General features: G+C 33.2%; 21 protein-coding genes and 1 tRNA gene. 15 read left to right on the forward strand and 7 right to left on the reverse strand.

Annotated features, from left to right (window positions below):
- Positions 1-25: 25 nt before the first annotated feature.
- Complete coding sequence (locus tag C1H58_RS11425; protein ID WP_165546253.1) at positions 26-1,312, forward strand: cation:dicarboxylate symporter family transporter; 1,287 nt, start codon at positions 26-28, stop codon at positions 1,310-1,312.
- A 233-nt stretch (positions 1,313-1,545) separates the two neighbouring features.
- Here C1H58_RS11425 and C1H58_RS11430 read toward each other — a convergent pair whose 3' ends face one another.
- The gene (locus C1H58_RS11430; protein WP_165546241.1) at positions 1,546-1,983 is read right to left on the reverse strand and encodes a hypothetical protein; all 438 of its coding nucleotides are present in this window, start codon (positions 1,981-1,983) and stop codon (positions 1,546-1,548) included.
- Between the two features lie 493 nt (positions 1,984-2,476).
- Here C1H58_RS11430 and C1H58_RS12415 point away from each other — a divergent pair, with 493 nt between their 5' ends.
- The 7 genes from C1H58_RS12415 to yhaM all read left to right on the forward strand — a co-directional run bounded on the left by C1H58_RS12415 (position 2,477) and on the right by yhaM (position 10,921).
- The gene (locus C1H58_RS12415; RefSeq protein WP_220468310.1) at positions 2,477-2,683 is read left to right on the forward strand and encodes a DUF6007 family protein; all 207 of its coding nucleotides are present in this window, start codon (positions 2,477-2,479) and stop codon (positions 2,681-2,683) included.
- 556 nt (positions 2,684-3,239) lie between these two features.
- Positions 3,240-3,704, forward strand: a complete 465-nt coding sequence (gene xdrA / locus C1H58_RS11435; protein ID WP_016425454.1) for an XRE family transcriptional regulator XdrA — start codon at positions 3,240-3,242, stop codon at positions 3,702-3,704.
- Positions 3,705-3,989: 285 nt separating this feature from the next.
- Positions 3,990-5,120: a DUF445 domain-containing protein gene (locus tag C1H58_RS11440; RefSeq protein ID WP_165546242.1), complete on the forward strand. Its 1,131-nt coding sequence runs from the start codon at positions 3,990-3,992 to the stop codon at positions 5,118-5,120.
- An 89-nt stretch (positions 5,121-5,209) separates the two neighbouring features.
- Positions 5,210-5,554 carry a YlbF/YmcA family competence regulator gene (locus C1H58_RS11445; protein ID WP_016425452.1) on the forward strand — a complete coding sequence of 115 codons (345 nt, stop codon included), beginning with the start codon at positions 5,210-5,212 and terminating at the stop codon, positions 5,552-5,554.
- Between the two features lie 291 nt (positions 5,555-5,845).
- Positions 5,846-7,033 (forward strand): metallophosphoesterase family protein, encoded by a 1,188-nt coding sequence (locus C1H58_RS11450; protein ID WP_165546243.1) that lies wholly within the window; start codon positions 5,846-5,848, stop codon positions 7,031-7,033.
- Between the two features lie 3 nt (positions 7,034-7,036).
- Entirely contained in the window at positions 7,037-9,961 is a 2,925-nt protein-coding gene (locus tag C1H58_RS11455) for an ATP-binding protein (RefSeq protein ID WP_165546244.1), read from the forward strand.
- An 18-nt stretch (positions 9,962-9,979) separates the two neighbouring features.
- Positions 9,980-10,921: a 3'-5' exoribonuclease YhaM gene (gene yhaM, locus C1H58_RS11460; RefSeq protein ID WP_165546245.1), complete on the forward strand. Its 942-nt coding sequence runs from the start codon at positions 9,980-9,982 to the stop codon at positions 10,919-10,921.
- Positions 10,922-11,089: 168 nt separating this feature from the next.
- Here yhaM and prsA read toward each other — a convergent pair whose 3' ends face one another.
- From prsA to C1H58_RS11485, 5 genes are all read right to left on the reverse strand, one after another.
- Entirely contained in the window at positions 11,090-12,067 is a 978-nt protein-coding gene (prsA, locus tag C1H58_RS11465) for a peptidylprolyl isomerase PrsA (RefSeq protein ID WP_165546246.1), read from the reverse strand.
- Positions 12,068-12,375: 308 nt separating this feature from the next.
- On the reverse strand, positions 12,376-12,924 hold the full coding sequence (locus C1H58_RS11470) for a DUF3267 domain-containing protein (RefSeq protein ID WP_165546247.1): 549 nt from the start codon (positions 12,922-12,924) through the stop codon (positions 12,376-12,378).
- Between the two features lie 47 nt (positions 12,925-12,971).
- Positions 12,972-13,502 (reverse strand): HTH-type transcriptional regulator Hpr, encoded by a 531-nt coding sequence (locus tag C1H58_RS11475; protein WP_165546248.1) that lies wholly within the window; start codon positions 13,500-13,502, stop codon positions 12,972-12,974.
- A 100-nt stretch (positions 13,503-13,602) separates the two neighbouring features.
- Entirely contained in the window at positions 13,603-13,959 is a 357-nt protein-coding gene (locus C1H58_RS11480; protein ID WP_016425444.1) for a YtxH domain-containing protein, read from the reverse strand.
- 79 nt (positions 13,960-14,038) lie between these two features.
- On the reverse strand, positions 14,039-14,461 hold the full coding sequence (locus tag C1H58_RS11485) for an HIT family protein (protein ID WP_050345458.1): 423 nt from the start codon (positions 14,459-14,461) through the stop codon (positions 14,039-14,041).
- A gap of 137 nt (positions 14,462-14,598) precedes the next feature.
- On the opposite strand from C1H58_RS11485, the gene ecsA reads away from it, so the two are divergent.
- Complete coding sequence (gene ecsA / locus C1H58_RS11490) at positions 14,599-15,333, forward strand: ABC transporter ATP-binding protein EcsA (RefSeq protein ID WP_165546249.1); 735 nt, start codon at positions 14,599-14,601, stop codon at positions 15,331-15,333.
- On the forward strand, positions 15,330-16,547 hold the full coding sequence (gene ecsB / locus C1H58_RS11495; RefSeq protein WP_481864912.1) for an ABC transporter permease EcsB: 1,218 nt from the start codon (positions 15,330-15,332) through the stop codon (positions 16,545-16,547). The genes ecsA and ecsB overlap by 4 nt, the downstream gene beginning before the upstream one ends.
- Before the next feature lie 55 nt (positions 16,548-16,602).
- Here ecsB and C1H58_RS11500 read toward each other — a convergent pair whose 3' ends face one another.
- A complete protein-coding gene (locus C1H58_RS11500; RefSeq protein ID WP_165546250.1) occupies positions 16,603-17,124 on the reverse strand; it encodes an antibiotic biosynthesis monooxygenase family protein in 522 nt (173 codons plus the stop codon).
- 497 nt (positions 17,125-17,621) lie between these two features.
- Here C1H58_RS11500 and hemE point away from each other — a divergent pair, with 497 nt between their 5' ends.
- The 5 genes from hemE (at position 17,622) to C1H58_RS11525 (ending at position 22,490) form a co-directional block, all read left to right on the forward strand.
- Entirely contained in the window at positions 17,622-18,659 is a 1,038-nt protein-coding gene (gene hemE, locus C1H58_RS11505) for a uroporphyrinogen decarboxylase (protein WP_050330600.1), read from the forward strand.
- Between the two features lie 30 nt (positions 18,660-18,689).
- Positions 18,690-19,622 carry a ferrochelatase gene (gene hemH, locus C1H58_RS11510; protein ID WP_050330601.1) on the forward strand — a complete coding sequence of 311 codons (933 nt, stop codon included), beginning with the start codon at positions 18,690-18,692 and terminating at the stop codon, positions 19,620-19,622.
- A 6-nt stretch (positions 19,623-19,628) separates the two neighbouring features.
- Entirely contained in the window at positions 19,629-21,035 is a 1,407-nt protein-coding gene (gene hemY, locus C1H58_RS11515; RefSeq protein WP_165546251.1) for a protoporphyrinogen oxidase, read from the forward strand.
- Between the two features lie 318 nt (positions 21,036-21,353).
- Positions 21,354-21,908 carry an RBBP9/YdeN family alpha/beta hydrolase gene (locus C1H58_RS11520; RefSeq protein WP_165546252.1) on the forward strand — a complete coding sequence of 185 codons (555 nt, stop codon included), beginning with the start codon at positions 21,354-21,356 and terminating at the stop codon, positions 21,906-21,908.
- A gap of 510 nt (positions 21,909-22,418) precedes the next feature.
- Positions 22,419-22,490, forward strand: a tRNA-Glu gene (locus C1H58_RS11525).
- Positions 22,491-22,668 lie beyond the last annotated feature (178 nt).

Raw genomic sequence — 22,668 nt, forward strand, 5'->3', positions numbered from 1 at the left:
AAAAGTAATAAGGGTGATGGCTATTATAAAATTTAAAGGGCTTACAGTCAAGATTATTGTTGCATTAGTATTAGGGATTACGATAGGCTCAATTTTTAATTTTTACGAAGGGGCAAAATTTGTATCTTTTACAGATCAATATATTTTTAATGTAATTGGTCAAGTGTTTTTAAACTTAATTTTTATGCTTGTTGTACCGGTTGTTTTTGTTTCGATTGTGCTCGGTGTCATTGGTGTAGGGGATCCAAAATTGTTAGGCGGTATTGGTTTGAAAACACTCGCATTTTTCTTAACGACGACTGCACTCGCAATCACTTTAGCAATGTGTTTAGCACTTATAGTTAAGCCAGGTGCAGGACATTCAGATTTGTTGAAAAGTAAAGAAGTAACAGCTTATCAGAAAAAGTTAGAAGGTCAAAAATCTGCTGCGGATTCTCCAGTGAATCAAACATTCGATCAAACGGTCATTAATTTCTTCCCTAAAAATCCGTTAGAAGCGATGAGTGGTGGAAATATGCTTCAAATTATCACTTTTGCAATCTTTATTGGTATCGGTATTATGATGGTAGGCGAAAAAGGACGAATCGTACATCAATTTTTTGAGCAATTTAATAATGTGCTGATGTATATTATTACAATGATTATGAATGTATTTGCGCCAATCGGGACGTTTGGCTTAGTTGCACATGCATTTACAGGTGCAGGTTTTGGCGCGATTAAACAATTAGGTCTTTATTTTATTGTTGTATTAGGTGCCTTAGTCATCCATTTCTTTGTCGTTTATGGTGGTGCAGTGAAATTTTTAGCAAAACGGAGTCCCATTGCGTTTTTTAAAGGTTTCTTTCCAGCTATTACTGTCGGATTTGGAGGTTCGAGTTCGAATGCTGCACTTCCAGTTTCTATGGAATGTACGAAAAAAATGGGAGTTCGACCTGAAATTGCTTCTTTTGTTCAGCCTTTAGGGGCAACAATAAATATGGACGGTACTGCAATCATGCAAGGGGTAGCAACGATTTTTATCGCACAATTAATGGGGGCGGATTTAACATTGTTACAATTAATTACAGTCGTAGCAGTCGCTGTTATCGCTTCGATAGGTACAGCAGGGGTACCGGGTGTTGGATTGATTATGTTGGCGATGGTGTTAACAGCAGTTGGTTTAAATCCAGCAGCCATTGGTATTATTTTAGGCATCGATCGTTTACTCGATATGTCTCGTACGGCTGTTAACATTACAGGTGATGCAGCTTGTGCTTTAATATTATCTGAAAGAGAAGGTAAAAAGTTGAAAGGGCATATGCATGTCGAGTAATTCAATACTCTCAGAACGCATATAAATAATGAAGAAGGGCACGTGTTCTATCAAAACGGTTAGTGAAAAAGCACTAACCGTTGCTTTTATAATAGAGCATTATGATATACACTGTTTTTAAATGTCCCAATTTTTAGCGATAAGCAAAGCTGGTAAACAGGATTAAAGCGTAACAAATAGAGATGATATTGAAAGAAATATATTACTTGCGTGCGTGACCAAATGAGCTAAGACTAACCATTCAAATATGATGTGTGTGATTCGATTGATGCTATTTCATTGATGAACTGCTTAAATGATGATTGCGCTACATTGAGCCTTACGGATATGCCTGATTCAGTCGCAATATTATGCATTCTTAAACCGGAATCTAAGTTGACGTATACACAAAATTCGTCCTTTTCAACTTCTATGACTGTCAATGAAATATCCGGCTCTAAGAAATAGAGTTTAGTTATAGGCGGTGTAAATTCTAGGCCTTTCAAATGTTGAATTTCATCATTGAAAATGGCTAATTCTGTTTCGATTTGTTGATTTTCAAACTGGGTCATGACCTCAAAGTAATAAATTTTGAGCTCTTCATCCATGCGTATGTTTTTTAATGTAAATGTTATAGATACGTTACTTTCTTCATAAGCATCGTCTTTTAAAATGATAACTTTAGAATTCATTTTTTTACCTCTTTTTTAGTAGTATTTATGATTTTGTGTGCCATAACCTTAATAGATTAGGCAATGCACGAACTAAAATAACCAGTGCCTAATATTTCTTTATTGTATTAAAAATTGAAGATAATAGGAATGGACGAATGAAAATTTGACAGGTCAAAGGTATTAAAATCTTGTATCTTTAATGAGATGCTGTCTGAAGTAAAAAAGGAAGCTATAACAAGCACACCGATACGGTCAATTAAGTTTCAATTGATGCTGATATTGTTGTAATTACCACTCATACAGCTAAACAAGTTCCAAAAACTCAGTAGTATTATCGACTTTTTATTGGTAGCCTCTCTCTTTTTAACATATGATACAATGTGTATAATCCATTGAAAACAGTTGCATTCCTGAATAATCCGATATTGTTCTTTATATGAAATCAAAATTAATATACGTTTGTATAAAAAATGTAAGTTTATTATAAAATGTCGAAAGGAAGGTAAATATTTTGAATCATTTAGACGAAGCTTTAAAAGAATTAGGTTGGTTAGATCTTATTTTTGTTATTCCTATGTTTTTTCTGTTTTCGTATTTACCTAGTGACCATCTTTGGCAACTTACCGTAAACATAATCATTATTACATTTTTTAGTATAGGCCTTTCGATTGTATTTCATTCATTGTTTCATAAATGGATTAAAAAAGATAAATCATAATTTCGAAATACAAGAAAAAACATGATTCATGCATAAAGAGTGATTTATTGTAAGTTGATTTAAACACAAAAGCATTATTTATTTGAGTTCGTAACACTATTAATCTGTGTTATAATAAAATTCTTAAACACATATTTTCGACATAAGATAAGCAGAGTTAGAGAAATAAAACGGCTGACATTGTATGTTAAATAAAGGTAGTAAAGATACATAGGTATTGAGCGTCATCAAGCCTAAATCCATAGCAGTACAAAATAAATTAATAGAAAGAATGCATTTCCAGTAGCATATAAGAAACAAGTTACGCAAGTGTGTATAGTACTAAACAGTATAGATATCAATGTATTCATTTTACCTGAAATAAATGTTATTAAGTTAAAATATATTCGCGATTTGCGTTAATTATGTCATTTTTATGACTTTCAATGTTTTCTAAAAAGATGCTTTTCATTTATCTTATTTTGTATTAATATGTAATTTGTGTTTCAAGAATTGTGTAGAATTGCAATGCTTGTGTGCGGATAAATTTTTATTTAAGAGAGGTAGTAATATAAATATGGATAGACAAAGTTTTACTGATTTAATTCAAACCAAATTTAAGATGGTACGTATCGAAGCGGGGTATACACAAGATACAATGGCTCAAACAATTGGCTTGTCAAAAAAGACACTTGTTCAAATTGAAAAAGAGCGTGTATTACCTAACTGGACGACATGTGTATCCATTTGTGCATTATTTAGAGATTCAGAAGTTTTAAATAGTACTTTCGGTTGTGACCCATTAGAAATTGTTCAAACAATTTCAAGAAACCAAGCTGCATATCCAAAATATTCAACAATTAGCGATATTTATTGGGATACAATTGATACTAAAGGTGGTTTCATCCTTCAATCTAATAAAGTGAGTGAACTTTATCGCGTACTAGATACAGATAAACAACCTGTTTTTGCGACGCCTAAATTGAGAGAAGCTGAGACATACTTCCAACGTAATGTTAAAGAAGATCTTATTCGCGCATAAGATTGAAAATAAATTATAATAATAGAATAAATCATCATTGAATATCTTCCTTCAAAGTATGGACTGAATAGGCATGCTTTGAAGGAATTATTTTTATCCAATATAGGTATTGAAAGGCGTCACTATCATCTCATTAAAAAAGTGTTTGAACTTATAATGATTGAGGATTATGTGTATAATAGCAACTATTAAAGCTTTGACTGCTATATTTCATATTTTATAGATTTTAAAGTTTTAAACGTTCAATAAAAACTATAGATGATGATTAATTAAGGAGAGATGAATATGCAACCGATTTTAGTTGTTGTATTTATGATAATCATAGGTGCGGTGATTGGTGGCGTAACGAATATGATTGCAGTTAAAATGCTTTTTCATCCTTTTCGTGCATATTATATTTTTGGTAAGCGCATTCCTTTTACACCAGGTTTAATCCCAAAAAGAAGAGGAGAAATTGCCGAAAAAATTGGTCAAGTCATAGAAGATCATTTATTAACTGAGGCATTAATTCAAGAGAAATTGGCTACGCCTGAGATAAAAGAAACAATGAACCAAACGGTAAAAGATCAGATTCGCCTTTTGGAAAAGGACCATGTGACATTACAACGTTTAGCTGAGCGCTTTGATATTGATATCGTCTCTTCAGGAGAAAGACAGTTAAAACGTATCGTTTATAAATCGTTAAATGAAAAGTATTTAAGTCATCAAAATCAAGGAATGAATCAATGGCTTCCAGACAAGATTCTGCAACAACTAGATAAAAAAGTTGACTCATTAGATGAATTTTTATTAACGAAAGCTAGAGATTACCTTGAATCTGAAAAGGGTTATCACGACATTACTGATATGTTAGAAACATTTTTTGTTGAGAAGGGGAAAATCGTTGGTCTACTCCAAATGTTTATGACACAAGAAGCAATTGCTGAGCGAATACAAAAAGAGTTAATTCGATTAACATATCATCCGAAAGCCAAAAACATATTGGCACAACAATTGAAGATTGAGTATGAGCGTATAAAGGTGTTACCTTTAAAAGAAATCATTCAACCGGAAGCAATGGAGCAGATTCAAATTCAATTGGCTGACTATGTCTTAAAACAAGCAAATATAACAAAACGTGCACATCAGCCACTCAATACACTTGCGCCTGAATTATTTGAAATGTTACATGAAAAAGGTGCAGAACGTATTACAGACATGATAATAGATACATTGTCACGTCGTTTGTCTCAAATTATGAAAAAAGTTAATATACGGGGACTTATTGAAGAGCAAATTAATCGTTTTGATTTAGACTATATTGAACAGCTGATATTTGAAATTGCGAATAAAGAGCTTAAATTAATCATGCTGCTAGGCTTCATTTTAGGTGGAATTATTGGATTTTTCCAAGGTTTAATTGCAATCTTTGTATAACTGTATAAAATGTGGTATCGTAAGCAAGGAAAGAGATTGGAAGAGATAGAATTCAATCTTAAATTACACAACTCAAGGAGCGAATAGAAATGGCTGTAAATTTATATGATTACGCGAACAAATTAGAACAAGCATTACGCGAAAGTGATGAGTATAAAGCGATTAAAGATGCTTATGCTAAAGTTGAAGCTGATGAAAACTCTAAAAAATTGTTTGATGAGTTTCGTGAAACACAATTAAACTTCCAACAAAAACAAATGCAAGGTGAAGAAATTGGTGAGGAAGACTTGCAAAAAGCGCAAGAACAAGCGCAACAAATTGAAAAAGACAGCAACATTTCTGAATTAATGAATGCTGAACAAAAAATGAGCCAAGTTTTCCAAGAAATCAACCAAATCATTGTTAAACCATTGGATGAAATTTACGCAAACTAATTTTTCATCGGCTACATTCTTATCAACCCATAGTGTGGGAGAGGAATTAAATGAAACATTGAACTAAGGTTTCATTCGATGAGACGGTTCGAATTGATTAGAGCAGATTTAGAAATCTAAAGCATAATGATTAGATTTCTGAATTGCTCTTTTTTTATGCCAGGAAGATGATAAAGTTCTTACAGAATGCGCTTTTGGTTCACACTTATATAACTAAAATATGATAAAATAAATGAATACATAGTCTATTAAACAGAGATGAAATTAGAAAGTAAAAAGGAGAATGCTTAAATGGTTAAATTTTTGCATTGTGCAGATTTACATCTAGATAGCCCTTTTGCCTCAAAACGCTATTTAAATCCTACAATATTGAAAGATGTCGAAAATAGCGCTTATGAAAGCTTTAAAAAAATTATAGATCTCGCATTACGAGAAGAAGTTGATTTTATGGTGATAAGTGGAGACTTATTTGATCAGCACAACCGTACATTAAAAGCTGAAATGTTTTTGAAAGGACAATTTGAACGTTTGCAAAAAGAACAGATTTTTGTCTATATTGCACATGGAAATCATGATCCACTCTCTAATCAAATCACATCAAAATGGCCTGAAAATGTCACTGTATTTTCTAAAGATGTTGAAACTTATCAAGCGATTACAAAATCCGGTGAAAATGTACATTTACATGGCTTTAGTTATGAAAAGAGCGAAAGCTATGAAAATAAAATCGATCTTTATCCAACGAATAAGGATCGCCAAATAGTACATATCGGTGTGCTTCACGGTACTTATAGTAAAGCAGAGACTGCACATCGCTACACTGAATTTCGTCTAGAAGATTTAAATGCAAAACTGTATCACTATTGGGCGCTTGGCCACATCCATAAAAGACAGCAATTAAGTGATCTGCCAGAAATTCACTATGCCGGTAATATACAGGGGCGTCATTTTAAAGAACAAGGGGAAAAAGGTTGCCTTATCGTTGAGGGAGACCATGTAGCATTGAAAACACGCTTTGTTCCGACGCAGTTTATACGTTTTGAAAGTGCGACGATTGAAATTGATTCTGTATCTCAGCAGACTTTATTTGAAAGTATTCAGGAATTTAAAGAAAGTGTACGCCATCAAGGTAGAGCATTCTACCGGTTGCAAATTAATGTTCACGGTGATGAGCGTATTGACGCACAAGTTTTAGAGCAAGTAAAAACTTTAGTTACAGAATATGAAGAAAATGAACGCCATTTTGTGATGATTGATGAATGGTTAATTAACTATTTAGAAATCCCTCAAACAAGTATCGCGAATGAGTTTTCTGAAGATCTATTAGCACAAGATGATGTCTACGAACGTGCTTTATCTGAGTTATATATGAATCCTAAGGCCTCAAAATATTTAGATCACTATCAAAAACATGATCGAAAAGCACTGATTGAACGTGCTGAAGCAATTATAGAAGCTGAACTAAAGGAGGGCAACTAAGCCATGAAGATAAAATCAGTTGAAATTTATGGTTATGGTCAATTTGTCCAACGTAAAGTTGAATTTAATCCGTTCTTCACAGAAATTTTTGGTGAAAATGAAGCAGGTAAATCAACTTTACAAGCATTCATCCATTCAATTTTATTTGGGTTTCCAACTAAAAAAGAAAATGAGCCTAGATTAGAACCTCGAATGGGGAACCATTACGGTGGGCGTGTTACATTGATTATGGATGACGGTTCAGAAGTAGATGTTGAGCGTGTTAAAGGAAGTGCTGTAGGAGACGTCAAAGTTTTCATGCCTAATGGTGCAATTAAAGACGAAAACTGGTTAAAGCAGCAACTTAATTATATTAATAAGCGCACGTATCAAGAAATATTCTCCTTTAGTGTTTTAGGATTACAAGATATCCATAAACATATGAGTGAGCAACAATTGCAAAATTTCTTAATGCAGGCGGGCGCACTGGGTTCAACTGAGTTTATTGGCATGCGTGAATTAATTCATCAGAAAAAGCAAGACCTATATAAAAAGTCAGGACAAAATCCAGAAATTAATCAGCAATTAGAGCAAATTAGAAAATTAGAGTTTGATATTAGAGAAGAATCAGCGAAGTTGGAAACGTATCAGCGTCTTACTGAAGAACATGATAAAGCATTAAGACGTTTAAAAGCTTTAAAAGAAAACTTGAGTCAACTTACGGCGCTGTTTGAAGAAAAACAAAAAGAAGTTGCATTAATTGATCAGGTCCAGGAATGGAAAGGGTTAGAAGCGGACTTAAATATTGAACCGTTAGAATTTCCAGAGCAAGGGATTGATCGCTATGAAGCAGCGAAAATTCAAGTTCAACATCTTGAAAGAGATATCGGTTTAAGAGATGAAAAGAAAAGTCAACTTGAAAAAGAAAACGATAAATTATTCGTGCCCGAACAAGATTTATATCAAAATTTTGAATGGGTAGCAAAACAAGAAGATACGATTAAGCAGAAAGCGCTTGATTTGAAACAAACCGAACGTGAAATTAATAATCATCGAATGGATATGTCTGGTCTGCAGTCCAACATAGGTTGGCAAGAAATGCATGAGAATATCGACACTTCAGAAGCACAGAAAAGCTACACTAGTGAAGTGTTACGAAATAAAAGAGACCAAAGTCAATTGTTACAACAGTTAAAAAGTAATATTGATGAAAATCAAATCGAACATCAGTCATATGAAAATGAAATTGAACAACTAGAAGAGCAGCTTGTGAGTGATGAAAATTTTGAAAAGAAAAAGATTTATGATTATCGCCTGTTAGAATTAAATGAAAAACATAATTTATTTTCGAAGATGAAAGAAGCATTCGAAATCGAACAACAACAAAAAGATAAAAAACAAAAAAAATTGAGTATTGCATCTATGATCCTTGCACTGATTTCTATAGGATTTGCAATTTTTATGTTTTTATCTCAAGCACTCGTACCGGCTGTAGTTTTAGCAGTACTAGGTGTCATATTTATCGTTGCAATTTTTATGTTCCGTACTAAACCTGTCGGTCATAATGAAAAGTTTTCACAGGAAATTACACAATTAGAACAAGAAGTACAACAACTAGAAGATAATTATGAATTAGATTTCGATTTGTCGACACAGTATCAATTACGTGATCAAATTACTCAAAGAAAGCAACAACTCGCAATTCTAAAAACGAAAAAAGATCATTTGAATATTCAAAATGAACAAGCACAAACTGATTATGAACAATCATCTCAAAGCATTTCAGAACTGAAAACCCATTTACATGTGTCTCAAAATTTATCTGATGATTTATTATTAAATGCGATTGAAACAATTCAAAAATTGAAAGAACATGCACAGCATTTAAGTACGTTGTCAGCCACAAAAACACAATTACATGATGAATTAGAGGCGTTTTATGATGAAGCAAAAACAAAAATTGGGCTAGCTTTAACACAATTTGACCGTCAGACTTTATTTCATGATGTCCGAGAATGGTTGAAAAATGCGAATCAAGATATGACAAGACATGCACATAATTTAGAACAAATTTCGCTCATCGATAACGAAATTAAACATTTGAATCAGCGCTTAAAAGATAATCAAAGTGTCATTCATAATTTGTTTGGCGCAATTGGTGCATTAGATGAAGAAAGTTATTACAGACATCATGATCGTTATCAAACTTATCATAAACGATTATCCCGCTTTAATGACTTAACCCATTTTCTTGAAAATCAAGATTATAGTTATGAAAAAAGTTCTAAATTAAGCGAAAAAACGACAGCACAACTTGATGCTGAATATCAAAAATTATCTGAGCAAATTGATGACTACAATGAGAGATATCTCACTATACAAAGTGAAGTGAGTGATTTATCTGCACAAATCAACCATATGGAAACAGATGATACATTGCGTCATTTACGCCATCAATACGAGCTCTCGAAAAATCAACTTAATGCTGCGGCTGATGATTGGGCAGCGTTAAGTTATCTTGAAGCACTTGTTGATGAACATATTAAACAAATTAAAGATAAACGATTACCACAAGTTGTTCAGGTGGCAACGAATATTTATTCAGAACTAACAGACGGCCAATATGTTCAAGTCACATATGAAAATGAACAAGTTATGGTGCGTCATCGAGATGGCCAAATGTACCATCCAATTGAGTTAAGTCAATCTACTAAAGAGTTGTTATATATAGCACTTCGACTTAGTCTGATTAAAATATTAAAACCTTATTATTCATTGCCGATTATTATTGACGATGCGTTTGTACATTTTGATGCAGAGCGTCGTTCAAGAATGATGAAATATTTAAGAGGCATGTCTGAAGAATTCCAAATTCTCTATTTTACATGTTTACGTGACTCAAATATACCAACTAAACAACTTGTAACATTAAAAAAGATAGAAACATAGAATGGGAAGGCGTTAAATATGAGAAATGTTGAAACACTACAACCTGGAGATACGGTCGATCACTTCTTTTTGATTCGCCGTGCAACTCAAGGGGTTACAGCACAAGGAAAAGATTATATGACGCTTCACTTACAAGATAAAAGTGGAGAAATAGAAGCGAAATTATGGACGGTGTCTAAAGAGGACATTCCATTACTTCAACCTGAACGTATCATTCACGTTAAAGGTGATATCATCAATTATCGTGGACGTAAACAAATGAAGGTAAATCAATTTCGTTTAGCTACTGAGCAAGATGGCATGCGTACGCAAGATTTCATAGATGGAGCCCCAATGTCTCCAGATGAAATCAAAGATGCGATGCAAGAATATATTTTTGAAATAGAAAATGCACCACTTCAAAGGGTAACAAGATATTTGTTAAACAAATATGAAGATCGTTATTTTGTATACCCAGCAGCAAGTTCACACCATCATAATTTTGTCAGTGGACTAAGTTACCATGTATTAACGATGCTTAAAATTGCTAGAGGTTTATGCGATATTTATCCTGAACTAAATCGCAGTTTGTTGTATAGCGGCATTATTTTACATGATATGGGTAAAGTAAGAGAATTATCTGGTCCTGTTGCTACTTCATATACTCTAGAAGGAAATTTACTCGGTCATATCTCTATAGCAAGTGATGATGTGGCGGATGCAGCAAGAGAGCTGAATGTGGATGGTGAAGAAATATTATTATTACGCCATTTAATTTTAGCGCATCACGGTAAATTAGAATATGGTTCTCCTAAGTTACCACAAGTAAAAGAAGCTGAAATTCTTAATTATATTGATAACATTGATGCACGAATGAATATGTTCGATAAAGCTTTTAAAAAGGTAAATAAAGGACAGTTCACAGAGCGTATTTTTGGATTGGAGAATCGTCAATTTTATAAGCCTGAAAAATTGGATTAATATGAGGTAAGCTGAAGATTGAGGTTGGGAATCATTTCCTAGCCTCTTTTTCTTTGCTCAGTATGAAGAGGGGATAACAAATTGGTGTAAATAAAAAAGACAACGTCAGCATTGTGATGTACTGACGTTGTTTTGTATTATTATGAGGCTAAATCAACCGCATATATATTACATAGCTAATTGTTGTCCTTGTCCTTGCATACCTTGTTGTTGAGAAGATTGTTCTTTTAATGCTTCAGGATTTAAAATATTGTCTTCGATTGCTTTTTTGATGTCGCGATCTTTGTAATCAACATCGTATTCTTTTAATAAATCTTTATAAGCATTTGTTAAAATTTCTGGATCTTTTTGTAGTTTATTTTGAATTAATTTTTCTTTAAGTTTAGATTTTTCTTTGTTAAAATCAGTCGGTTTATCTGCACGAATGATATGGTAACCATAGTCCGTTTTAACGATGTCAGAAATTTCGCCGTCTTTTAATTTAAATAAGGCTTTTTCAAAAGGCTTCACAGTTTGACCTTTAACAACATAACCTAGACTACCATTTTTATCTTTGCTTGAGTCCATAGATTCTTTTTTCGCTAGATCATCGAATGATTTTGGATTTTTATCAATTTCTTTTTTAATTTCTTCAATTTTCTTCTTAGCATCTTTGTCTGATAAACCTTCTTTATCGTCTTTATCTTGTTTTACTTTTATTAAGATATGTGATGCTTTTTTGGTATTATCTTTTATTTCTTTATCAGAAATTTTTACTTTGTCATTAAGTAATTCTTTTTGATAAGCAATCATTTTACGTTGCTTTTTATATTCATCCAAAGACATACCTTGTTGTTTTAATAAGTTTTTAAATTGGTCTTTACCGCCATATTTTTCGATTTCTTCATCGGTTTCTTTATCGATTTGTTTATCATTGACTTTTTTACCATATTTTTCTTCTAATATTTTATTAAGTAATACTTTAAAAGAGTCACTTGCAATTTGTTCGTTACCAATTTCTTTTAAAACGTCTTGAACTTTAACGTCACCTGCTTTAGATGAGATTAAAGTTTCTCCTTTTGAAGTAGGGGCATCATTTCCACATGCTCCGAGTAATAATGCACTTGCTGTAACAGGAATAATTAATTTTTGTATGCCTTTCTTCATCTTATGAGCTCCTTTATTTTTAAAATTAACACAAATAATATACCATAATGTCAGGCTCAGACCAACGATGAAGGGTAAATATCAGACTAAAAGATGAGAAAAAACAAAATATAATGATTTTTTTATTATAGAATAGAGAAGAATAGTGTGAAAATGTCGTTTTTGGCGTTAATGATTCAGTTGCTCAAATGATTCAATTGAAGGCGCTCATTTTACAAAATGCTTAAAAAACAAAGTCAAAGCCATCAAATCGATTAACAATTTGATGGCTTTGATGTTCAGAATGATTGTTTTTAAACTCTCGTTAATTATGAATGATAATTATGTTCTAATAGTACAAAACCGTTACTATGTTCCTCGACATAATGACCTTGATGCGAAAATAATATCACTTTGAGGTAAAGAATATCCATTACAGAATAGCCAGCGTTAAGTGCCAGTAAAAACATAAAGTAATGGCCATATTCTGGAAATGCGCGTGCAATTAAGATACAGCTTATAGTAATAACGATAAGCGGCATCAATAAGCAAATACAAAAATAGAATTTACGTACCGGTTTATCTAAAAAGATATTATATAAAGGTATCCATGATTTACGAATTAACTTATAAGTTTTTAGGTGCTTGAAATAGGGTAACACCGTCACAATATGAATCAGTTTATGAAGTGGGTATATAAGTAACATTAAGACAATAAACACTATAAAATTTTGATCTGTAAAAGGTACATTTGAATAATAATGAAACACTTCAAAACTTATAAAAAAAGTGATAACCACTGTTACAAAACTTATGAAGGCAATTCTAGGTAAACCAAATCTAGAATGTATATCAATTGAACGCAAACAGTTTAACATTTGGATACTCCTCTGCATCAGTAATATAAGGTATTATCTACCTGAATTTACTGTTCGTCAAGCAAATTTTTCCGTAAATTTTCTTGACACAAATTAACGTCATCTATGAATTCTTTGCCTTGCAATTTAGATACAAGGTAATGGGCATCGCTAAAGTTTGGAAGGTGAAACATTTCATCCTTATATTGTTTGGAAACATTATAAATATGATTTTTACTTTCATCATATTGATCAAATATCTCTTCAACAAGTTGCTTTCCCTTTTCTGTTAATACTATAAAAGTATTTCTTTTGTCACTTGTATCTTTTTTAAGTGAAAGTAATTCTTGTTGTTCTAAACGCTTAGCAAAGTTGAATGCTGTTGAAACATGCATCACGCCATATTTAGATATGTCAGAAATTGTAGCACGTTCAAAGGCATATATTGTCAAAAGAATTAAGTGTTCATTCATAGTGATGTCTGACTTTCTCAACCATGCTTGCCAATCGCTTTCTGCATTTTTCCAAAGCACTTTAGAAAGCATAGCGATTTTATGTGTGTAAAGCATCCCTTCAATTTGTTGTTGTTTGTGTTTCATGATGAGTTGCTCCTTTCTCAGACTGTAAAAAAGCATGATACCTTAAAGTATCATGCTTAAAAATATTATATCGAATAATGCACAATCACACACTAAAAATTTATTTTTTTGTTGGAAAATTTGTAATTTCTTGTCCACGATTTTGTAAATTTTCGATATGTGTTTGGATGCGTTTCACATTAGGATCAATATCCGCTTGGAATTCGCCAATCATCGTTTTTACTTCGTCTCCAATAGAAGAAGCAAAACTTTGACTTTCAGTTTTTATTTGTGTCACATAGTTTACGATATCATTGACACTTTGTTTTATTGTATCCACTTCTTGCTCTAATTCAGTTTTAGGGCGTTCAGGTCTAGGATTCGCAATACGTGTTTGACCATCTTTTTTAATCAATGCAACGCCTAATCCTGTTGCGACTCCGGCTACAACACCGAGTGTGATTCGAACGGCTTTCATAGTTTTCCTCCTCGAATGTTTTTCTTATATCTATACCCAATTCTAATGAAATTAAGCGATAGAACGCAAAATATTCATATTAAATGTGGGCGGCAATTTCTTTAGCTAATGCTGCTTTTTGAGTATCATCTATTGTGTCTTCGTGTGTATCCCACTGATAACCAAAGCCATCAATATCATTTTCATAACGAGGTATCAAATGGAAATGAAGGTGGAAAACAGACTGTGAAGCGTATTCACCGTTATTTTGAATAATATTTAAACCATCTGGACTGAATGCTGCTTTAATTGCATTGGCTACAATAGGCAATGCCTCACCAATATGCTTCATCGTTTCAGCATCTGTTTCGTAGATATTAGGAGATGGCTTTTTAGGAACAAGTAAAGTATGACCTTTAGTGACTTGAGAAATGTCTAAAAAAGCATAAACATAGTCATTTTCATACACTTTAAAACTTGGGATCTCCCCATCGATGATTTGAGAAAAAATTGTTTTTGTCATATTGTGTACCCCCGTTTCTTCATTTAATTATTATTATAGCATGTGTATCTTTTGATGTAACGATTTTATACAACGACGATTAAATAGCAATTATAACGCTGTTTTTGATACAATAAAAAATACGGAGGTGCAAGTTGATGACTGTGCATATAAAACATTTAACAGGTGGTTATGGTAAGAAGCCTGTGATTAAAAATATAAATTTTGAATTAAAAGATGGAGAAATTATTGGTTTAATTGGATTAAACGGTGCTGGTAAAAGTACAACGATTAAACATATGTTAGGATTGTTAACACCGACAGAAGGGGAGATGTCCATTTCTGGCATTGATATTAAAGAAGACATTAATGCATATAGACAACACCTTTCTTATATTCCAGAAGCGCCAGTGATTTATGATGCTTTGACGCTAAAAGAGCATATTGAAATGACAGCAATGGCTTATGGCATCGATTATGATGAGGCAATGAAACGTGCAGAGCCACTATTAAAGACTTTTCGCTTGCAAGATCAGTTATCTGTTTTCCCAAGTCATTTCTCTAAAGGAATGAAGCAAAAGGTCATGATTATTTGTGCGTTTATTGTAGAACCAGATTTATATATTATTGATGAGCCTTTCTTAGGACTGGATCCATTAGGAATTCAATCTATGCTTGATTTAATGGAATCTAAGAAAAAAGAGGGACGTACCGTATTGATGAGTACACATATTTTAGCGACTGCTGAACGTTATTGTGATCGCTTCATTATATTAGATCATGGAGAAATCGTTGCAATGGGTGACTTAGATGAATTACGTCAGCAAACCGACATGCCCGGGGCGACTTTAGATGATATTTATATACATGTAACAAAAGGGGCTGTTTCATGATGACAGCTGCAAAAGAACTGTTTCAAAAAAGACATAAAGCGCTTAGAGCTGAAAAAAATTACTATAATCGCTTCATCTTTAATGGTCATTTCAGTGTATTTCTACTCATTTTGTTTGGTGCATTTCTACTCGGCTATGGTCAGTGGTTAAAACATGTACCAAAAGATGTCAATTACGCACTTATAATCGGAATCGTATTATCAATTACGTCTTTATTTCCTTTAAAAACATTACTTAAAGATGCAGACCGTTTATTTTTACTCCCTTTTGAAAAGCAAATGCGTGTATATATAAAGGAGAGTATCCAATACAGCTATCTGGCACGTTTACCGTTACAAATCGTTCTGCTTATCATTGCATATCCATTAGTTCACACGGTATACCCAGACCGTATGCACGCTTTTATACTTGTGGTTCTAATGGCTTTTATATTTCCTCTATTAGGGTTAATCATCAAATGGCAATGGTACCGATATCGACTTGAGAATTGGTCAGTGCAATTTATACTATTTTTAATCTATCTCTCAGGTTACTATTTAATTCTGGGGCCTTTTGATATTAAAGGGGTAGGCAGTATTGTTATTTTACTTGCATTGATATTGTTATTTAACCGTTTAAATCAAAAAAGTCATTTCCCATGGGAATTTATGATTAAACAAGCCCATCAACATCAAATTAATTATTATAAATTTGTAAATATGTTTACCGATGTCAAAGGGATACAAGAGCAAGCTGTTCGAAGACGTTATTTAGATTTTCTTTTGAAAACGCCAAAGCCATTTAATGACAAACAAATGTATCCATTTCTATTTAAAAGAAACTTTTTAAGAGGGCGAGATGCATTTAATTTAACTTTACGCTTAGTGATTATCGCTATTGCGTTAATGATATGGTTAAGTCATCCAATTGTGAGTGCTATCATTGGCGGTTTATCTATGTATATTATTGTTTTACAAATGTCACAATTTTACAAGCAAGAAGCGTATAGTTTATGGCCACAAGTTTGGCCGGTTTCAGAGATGCATGTGATTGAAGGTTATCGAAAATTCCTGCAACACACAGTTTTAGTTATTGGTATTATACTAAGCATCGTTTATATCATTTTGAATGTAAGCTATTTCTACTTATTCATACTCTTTTTTATAGTAGGGTACTTAACTGTCAACGCGACAATCAAGAAGCTGAAATATCAAGAAAGTTTATTAAAAGATTAAAAAAGTCATTTGATGACATGGATGAAATGATTCATGCATCAAATGACTTTTCTTTTTATGATTCTTCAGTTGTATCCTCTTCACTAATTGGATAGAAATATTGTTCCAAATATGAAGCATGCGCACTTGAAGATCCTGCAAGGGGTCTAACACCTTCTTTTGAAAAGTGTTCACGAAATGCCGAAGATTTTTTGAAATCTTCATAAGCTTGACGTGATGTAAAACCAAAGAAAACTTTATAAATATTACTGTGAATAGGTTTTAGTAATCTAAAGCTATTAAAACCCTCACTTGAATCTAATCTTGGTACATAATTTTCAAGTTTATTTTCTAATTGATATTTATGATCCTCTGTTGTAGGGATAGAAATAAGCGCATGAAAGTTATCAGCTGATAGTGTACCTAATCTTGTTAATACGCGATAAGATTTAGGTTGTTGAAATACGGTCTCATTTTCTGTTTCATCAATCATAACGGATTGATCGTCACCTGAGAAAATAAGCAATTGATGTGATTGATTGTTAAGTTGGATTTGGTGTAAATATCCGTAAGTTCCGTATGTGATATAGAATTTCATGGTGATCGCCTCCTTATTGCATTTATTATAAGCCGTTCTCATTGAAATAACCACTATTTTATGCATGGTTAAAAAACTATTAAAGATTAGTGGAAAAAGTGTTATTTCGCGCAAAAAAGCAATGACTAAAAGCATTACAACATCAATGCTTTATTAAAAACTCGAGCCCCTTACACAAATGAAACATACACGTTTAAAATACATCTCTAGACTTTATTGATGAAGCTTCAATAATATTGAATCAATTTCCCACTCAACGAGTTTATCTCATCTTAAATCATTTTTCAATTTATAATGAATATTGAGTTTTGTTATATTGCAATTCACATCCATTTGACGTTTGAGATGCGCACGATTTGATGAGGAATGTAAATCCTCGAAAAGATTTCAAATGAAATGTAGTTTTAAATTTTTTATGACATTTGAGCCAGTTGGTAAAGTAATTAAGTCGTAATGTGATATATTAGTGAAGAATGACGTTGTTTAAGGAGGAACATATGAGTACGACGAAAAATGATACAATTTTACGCGCAATTAAGGGGGACGCCGTTCAGCATACACCTGTATGGTTTATGAGGCAAGCTGGGCGATCTCAACCAGAATATCGAAAGTTAAAAGAAAAATATTCACTGTTTGAGATTACACATCAACCTGAACTTTGTGCATATGTGACAGCACTTCCTGTTGAGCAATATCAAACAGATGCAGCTGTTTTATATAAAGATATCATGACACCTTTAAAAGGAATGGGTGTGGATGTAGATATTAAATCTGGTATTGGCCCTGTGATTGCCAACCCAATCCGAAAGATGTCTGATGTAGAAGCCTTGGGAAAGGTTGATCCTAAACGAGATGTTCCTTACGTATTAGACACTATTAAATTATTAACAGAAGAAAAATTAAATGTTCCACTGATTGGCTTTACAGGTGCACCATTCACATTGGCAAGTTATATGATAGAAGGCGGACCTTCTAAAAATTATAATTTGACTAAGGCATTAATGTATAGCGATGAGGCAACTTGGTTTAAATTGATGGATGTATTAACAGAAATGTCTATTACTTATGTAGGTGCACAGATTCAAGCTGGGGCACAACTCATTCAAGTTTTTGATTCTTGGGTAGGGGCCTTGAATCAAGCAGATTATGATTATTACATTAAGCCTTGCATGGATAAATTGCTAAAAGGGATTAAAGCCTACAATGTACCAGTGATTATGTTTGGAGTGGGTGCGAGTCATCTTATTGAGTCTTGGCATTCATTACCAATTGATGTATTGGGCTTAGACTGGCGAATCACTATCAATGAGGCGAAAAATCGAGGTGTGACTAAGGCAGTACAAGGTAATTTAGATCCTAGCATCTTACTTGCACCATGGCCTGTCATTGAATCTCGATTGAAGCCGATTTTAGATCAAGGGATGGCTCATGGGCGCCATATATTTAATTTAGGGCATGGTGTTTTTCCTGAAGTGAAACCTGACACATTGCGTCGTGTATCGCAGTTTGTTCACGATTATACGAAGCAAAATTAAGAGAATCGAGTATATAAAGGACGGATTAAGATGAAAAAGGAAATAGGTTTATTAGTGATGGCTTATGGGACACCTTATCAAAAAAGTGATATTGAACCCTATTACACTGATATCAGACATGGTAGAAAGCCGTCAGATGAAGAGTTGGAAGATTTGATTTCACGTTATGAGGCGATTGGGGGATTATCGCCGTTAGCAGGTACAACTGAACGACAAGCAGAAGCATTGCTAGAAGCTTTAAACAACAGCTATGATGATATTTCATTTAAGTTATATATCGGTTTAAAACACATTCATCCTTATATTGAAGATGCCATTGACAAAATGCACAATGATGGTATTAAAGAAGCAGTAACGGTCGTATTAGCGCCGCATTTTTCAAATTTTTCTATTGCTTCTTATAATCGCCGTGCACAAGAGAAAGCAGACCAATATGGCATTCAATTACAACATGTAAATCATTATTATGCGCAACCGAAATTTATTGATTATTGGACAATGCGCGTGAATGAAACTTTAGAAAATATTCCTAAAGAAGCACATGATCAAACCGTGCTTATCGTTTCTGCGCACAGCTTACCTGAAAAAATGATTGTAGAAAATAACGATCCATATCCATTTGAATTAAATGAAACAGCGAAACTGATTAAAGCGCAATCTTTGATTCAAAATGTTGCAGTTGGATGGCAATCAGAAGGTAAAACGGGGACGCCTTGGCTTGGGCCTGATGTACAAGACTTAACAAGAAGTCTTTATGAAAAAAATCATTATCAACACTTTATTTATACACCAGTAGGGTTTGTAGCTGAGCATTTAGAAGTATTATACGATAATGATTATGAATGCAAGGTCGTATGTGACGATGTCGGAGCCACATATCACCGCCCACCTATGCCAGACACACATCCTCTATTTATTGGAGCAATTGTGGATGAAATTTCAAATATCTTTTCGAAAGCGTGATGAAAAATGACAAAAGTTGCAATCGTTGGCGCGGGTATTACTGGATTAGCGAGTGCATATTTTATTAAAACGCAATATCCTCAAGTCGAGATTACTGTTTATGAAGCAACGAATCGCGCAGGGGGCAAAGTTAAAACAGTGCAACGTGATGGCTATACCATTGAACTTGGGCCAGAGTCATATTTGGGACGCAAAACCATTATGACTGAAGTAGCAAAATCAATCGGTATGTCAGATGAAGATATTGTCACTAATGAGACAGGTCAATCTTATATTTATGCGCATAATCAACTATATCCCATACCTGGAGGCTCTATTTTAGGTGTTCCAACGGACTTAAAGCCTTTTATGCTGACAAAGTTAATTTCATTTAAAGGAAAACTTCGTGCGTTGAAAGATCTTTCTTTAAAACCAATCGCAATGGAAGATGAAAATGATATTTCAGTTGGCCACTTTTTTAGAGCAAGATTAGGGGATGAAATGCTTGAAAACTTAATTGAACCGCTTTTAAGTGGTATTTATGGAACAGATATTGATCAGTTAAGTTTAATGAGTACATTTCCTAATTTTAAAGCTTTAGAAGAAAAGCATGGAAGTATTATTAAAGGTATGCAACAAGTTAAAAAGGAAAGACAACAACTTGCGCATCATAATCAAAAAGGACCACAAGGCCAGTTCAAACAATTTAAAAAGGGTCTCAATGATTTTATTAATCAACTAGAAAACTGGTTAGTTAATCAAGATGTGAATTTTGAGTATGAAACAAAAGTTCATGATTTAGTGGCAACCCAAAAGGGTTACTTTGTTGAACTAGCGCAAGAGGAACGTGTATTTTATGATGGCGTTATTGTAACAACACCACATCAATCGTTTAGAGATTGGTTTAGTAGTGATCCGAAATTTGATTATTTTTATCAACTTCAAGCATCTTCAGTGGCAACTATAGTCTTTGCTTTTGATGAAAAAAATATTAAAAACACATACAATGGTACGGGTTTTGTTATTGCAAGAACCAGTCAAACAGATATTACGGCATGTACTTGGACGACAAAAAAATGGCCCCACACAACACCAGAAGGTAAAGTATTGATTCGTGCTTATATTGGTAAACCAGGTGACAACATTGTTAATGAGAAATCGGATGAAGAACTTGTTGCTATAGCTAAAAAAGATTTATCACAAATGATGACATTTTATGGCGAACCCGATTTTACTATTGCTAATAAAATGCCTTATGCGAGTCCTCAATACCTTGTGGGCCATATCGGTAAAATCAAAGAAATACAGCAACATATTTATGAGAATTATCCACATTTACAAATTACGGGTGCACCTTTTGAAGCGGTAGGATTACCTGACTGTATTCAACAAGCAAAAGATGTGGTTTCTAAATTATTACCGAGATTGGTTTAAAGATTGTTTTTAAATTTAGGGGATTGTTTTAATATGCCTAATAGCTGTCCTGTGATTAATTTTAATTGATCAATTTTTAATGAGAGGTGTTTATCATTTTCTAGTGATTTACACCTATTTTTATTTGCAAAGCGTCATTTTATAGTGATCAAATGACAAAAATCGTTTGAAATGTATGCTGTGAGCGTCAAAGTAACTATACCAGAATTCATCAACGGCGCATCTACCATTTTACTTACCCAACCGTTGAGACGTGAATATATCGTATCCGCATGGTAAGATATTTATTATTGGCGCAGTAAAAAAGGAGTTTTGAAAATGACAAAAGTTTATATTGTTCATGGGTATCAAGCAGATTCCACCAAACATTGGTTTCCTTGGTTAAAGCAATCTTTGGAGTTGGAAGGTCATGAAGTAGAAATTTTGAATTTACCTGATTCAAGCCATCCTAAAGTTGATGTATGGTTAGATTATATGAACGAAAATGTAACAGAAGTGAATAGTGATACAATTTTCGTCACACACAGTTTGGGTGCTATTACAACGCTTAAATTTCTCAATGATTTAGATGTTAATCATATTGGAAGTCTAGCTATTGTATCTGGTTTTAAAGATGGTATTTCTGACATGCCTGAACTCGAACCTTTTGTCCAACAAGATGTAGACTTTGAAAATTTACAAAACAAAATACTACATAGATTCGGTATCGCTGCTAAAAATGACACAGTGGTACCTTATGAAGCAACGAAGCGCTTATGTGATGCGCTAGATGCCAAATTTTACTTACAGGAAGAGGGCGGACATTTTTGTGAGCAAGACGGCTTTGACTCTTTCTTATTTTTAAAGAAAAAAATATTAACAAATTTTGATTAATAGATTAAAATTTGTACAAATTCTGAAAATAAAGGGTTATCGCTTGAATTATTAGGTTAACCTAAATATAATGTTAGGTGTAGAATTCATTTTATTTCTACATAATGTTTGTATTCTCCTAATCATGTTTAAGATTCCATTTACTCTCAAGGCACTCTTATTCGCCTTGAGAGTCTTTATTTTATGAAAAAGGGGGACATGCATTTCATTCTTAAGGGATGCATTCAGTATTAAAGTTTTAGTTGATCCAAGATTAAAATGAGCACCAAAATAAAGCATTTAGCGATCAGGATTGGATGAAGTGTTATTTTTATAGTTCTAGATTTGTAAAAAATCCTAAAAATGATACACTGAATAGTAAAATTAAATCGTTTTGACTGTGTTACTTCCTCCCTTTACTTATTGATTTACTTAAAAGGGTTGATATTACACAAATTTTTGTAAGAAAGCCGTTGACGTTTTTAAGCGTAAACTATATACTTAAAAAGTCGTTAATATTTCTATTCTTTTGGCTCCTTGGTCAAGCGGTTAAGACACCGCCCTTTCACGGCGGTAACACGGGTTCGAGTCCCGTAGGAGTCATTAATTCCAATTATTTTAAATCAACAATTTTTTAAAAAAATTAAAAAATTGTTGACATTAAATTAACAATTTGGTATGATAAATAAGTAAGTTGTTTTGAAATAATATTAGCGCGGGATGGAGCAGTTCGGTAGCTCGTCGGGCTCATAACCCGAAGGTCGGTGGTTCAAATCCGCCT

Origin of the sequence: Staphylococcus sp. 191 (genome assembly GCF_011174885.1) — a bacterium.
Taxonomy (GTDB): Bacteria; Bacillota; Bacilli; order Staphylococcales; family Staphylococcaceae; genus Staphylococcus; species Staphylococcus coagulans.

What these genes read in the sequence shown, in the direction of transcription:
- C1H58_RS11430 (WP_165546241.1), bottom strand. Translation starts at nt 1,983, where the DNA reads ATGAATTCTAAAGTTATCATTTTAAAAGACGATGCTTATGAAGAAAGT.
- xdrA (WP_016425454.1), top strand. Translation starts at nt 3,240, where the DNA reads ATGGATAGACAAAGTTTTACTGATTTAATTCAAACCAAATTTAAGATG.
- C1H58_RS11440 (WP_165546242.1), top strand. Translation starts at nt 3,990, where the DNA reads ATGCAACCGATTTTAGTTGTTGTATTTATGATAATCATAGGTGCGGTG.
- C1H58_RS11445 (WP_016425452.1), top strand. Translation starts at nt 5,210, where the DNA reads ATGGCTGTAAATTTATATGATTACGCGAACAAATTAGAACAAGCATTA.
- C1H58_RS11450 (WP_165546243.1), top strand. Translation starts at nt 5,846, where the DNA reads ATGGTTAAATTTTTGCATTGTGCAGATTTACATCTAGATAGCCCTTTT.
- C1H58_RS11455 (WP_165546244.1), top strand. Translation starts at nt 7,037, where the DNA reads ATGAAGATAAAATCAGTTGAAATTTATGGTTATGGTCAATTTGTCCAA.
- yhaM (WP_165546245.1), top strand. Translation starts at nt 9,980, where the DNA reads ATGAGAAATGTTGAAACACTACAACCTGGAGATACGGTCGATCACTTC.
- prsA (WP_165546246.1), bottom strand. Translation starts at nt 12,067, where the DNA reads ATGAAGAAAGGCATACAAAAATTAATTATTCCTGTTACAGCAAGTGCA.
- C1H58_RS11470 (WP_165546247.1), bottom strand. Translation starts at nt 12,924, where the DNA reads ATGTTAAACTGTTTGCGTTCAATTGATATACATTCTAGATTTGGTTTA.
- C1H58_RS11475 (WP_165546248.1), bottom strand. Translation starts at nt 13,502, where the DNA reads ATGAAACACAAACAACAACAAATTGAAGGGATGCTTTACACACATAAA.
- C1H58_RS11480 (WP_016425444.1), bottom strand. Translation starts at nt 13,959, where the DNA reads ATGAAAGCCGTTCGAATCACACTCGGTGTTGTAGCCGGAGTCGCAACA.
- C1H58_RS11485 (WP_050345458.1), bottom strand. Translation starts at nt 14,461, where the DNA reads ATGACAAAAACAATTTTTTCTCAAATCATCGATGGGGAGATCCCAAGT.
- ecsA (WP_165546249.1), top strand. Translation starts at nt 14,599, where the DNA reads ATGACTGTGCATATAAAACATTTAACAGGTGGTTATGGTAAGAAGCCT.
- ecsB (WP_481864912.1), top strand. Translation starts at nt 15,330, where the DNA reads ATGATGACAGCTGCAAAAGAACTGTTTCAAAAAAGACATAAAGCGCTT.
- C1H58_RS11500 (WP_165546250.1), bottom strand. Translation starts at nt 17,124, where the DNA reads ATGAAATTCTATATCACATACGGAACTTACGGATATTTACACCAAATC.
- hemE (WP_050330600.1), top strand. Translation starts at nt 17,622, where the DNA reads ATGAGTACGACGAAAAATGATACAATTTTACGCGCAATTAAGGGGGAC.
- hemH (WP_050330601.1), top strand. Translation starts at nt 18,690, where the DNA reads ATGAAAAAGGAAATAGGTTTATTAGTGATGGCTTATGGGACACCTTAT.
- hemY (WP_165546251.1), top strand. Translation starts at nt 19,629, where the DNA reads ATGACAAAAGTTGCAATCGTTGGCGCGGGTATTACTGGATTAGCGAGT.
- C1H58_RS11520 (WP_165546252.1), top strand. Translation starts at nt 21,354, where the DNA reads ATGACAAAAGTTTATATTGTTCATGGGTATCAAGCAGATTCCACCAAA.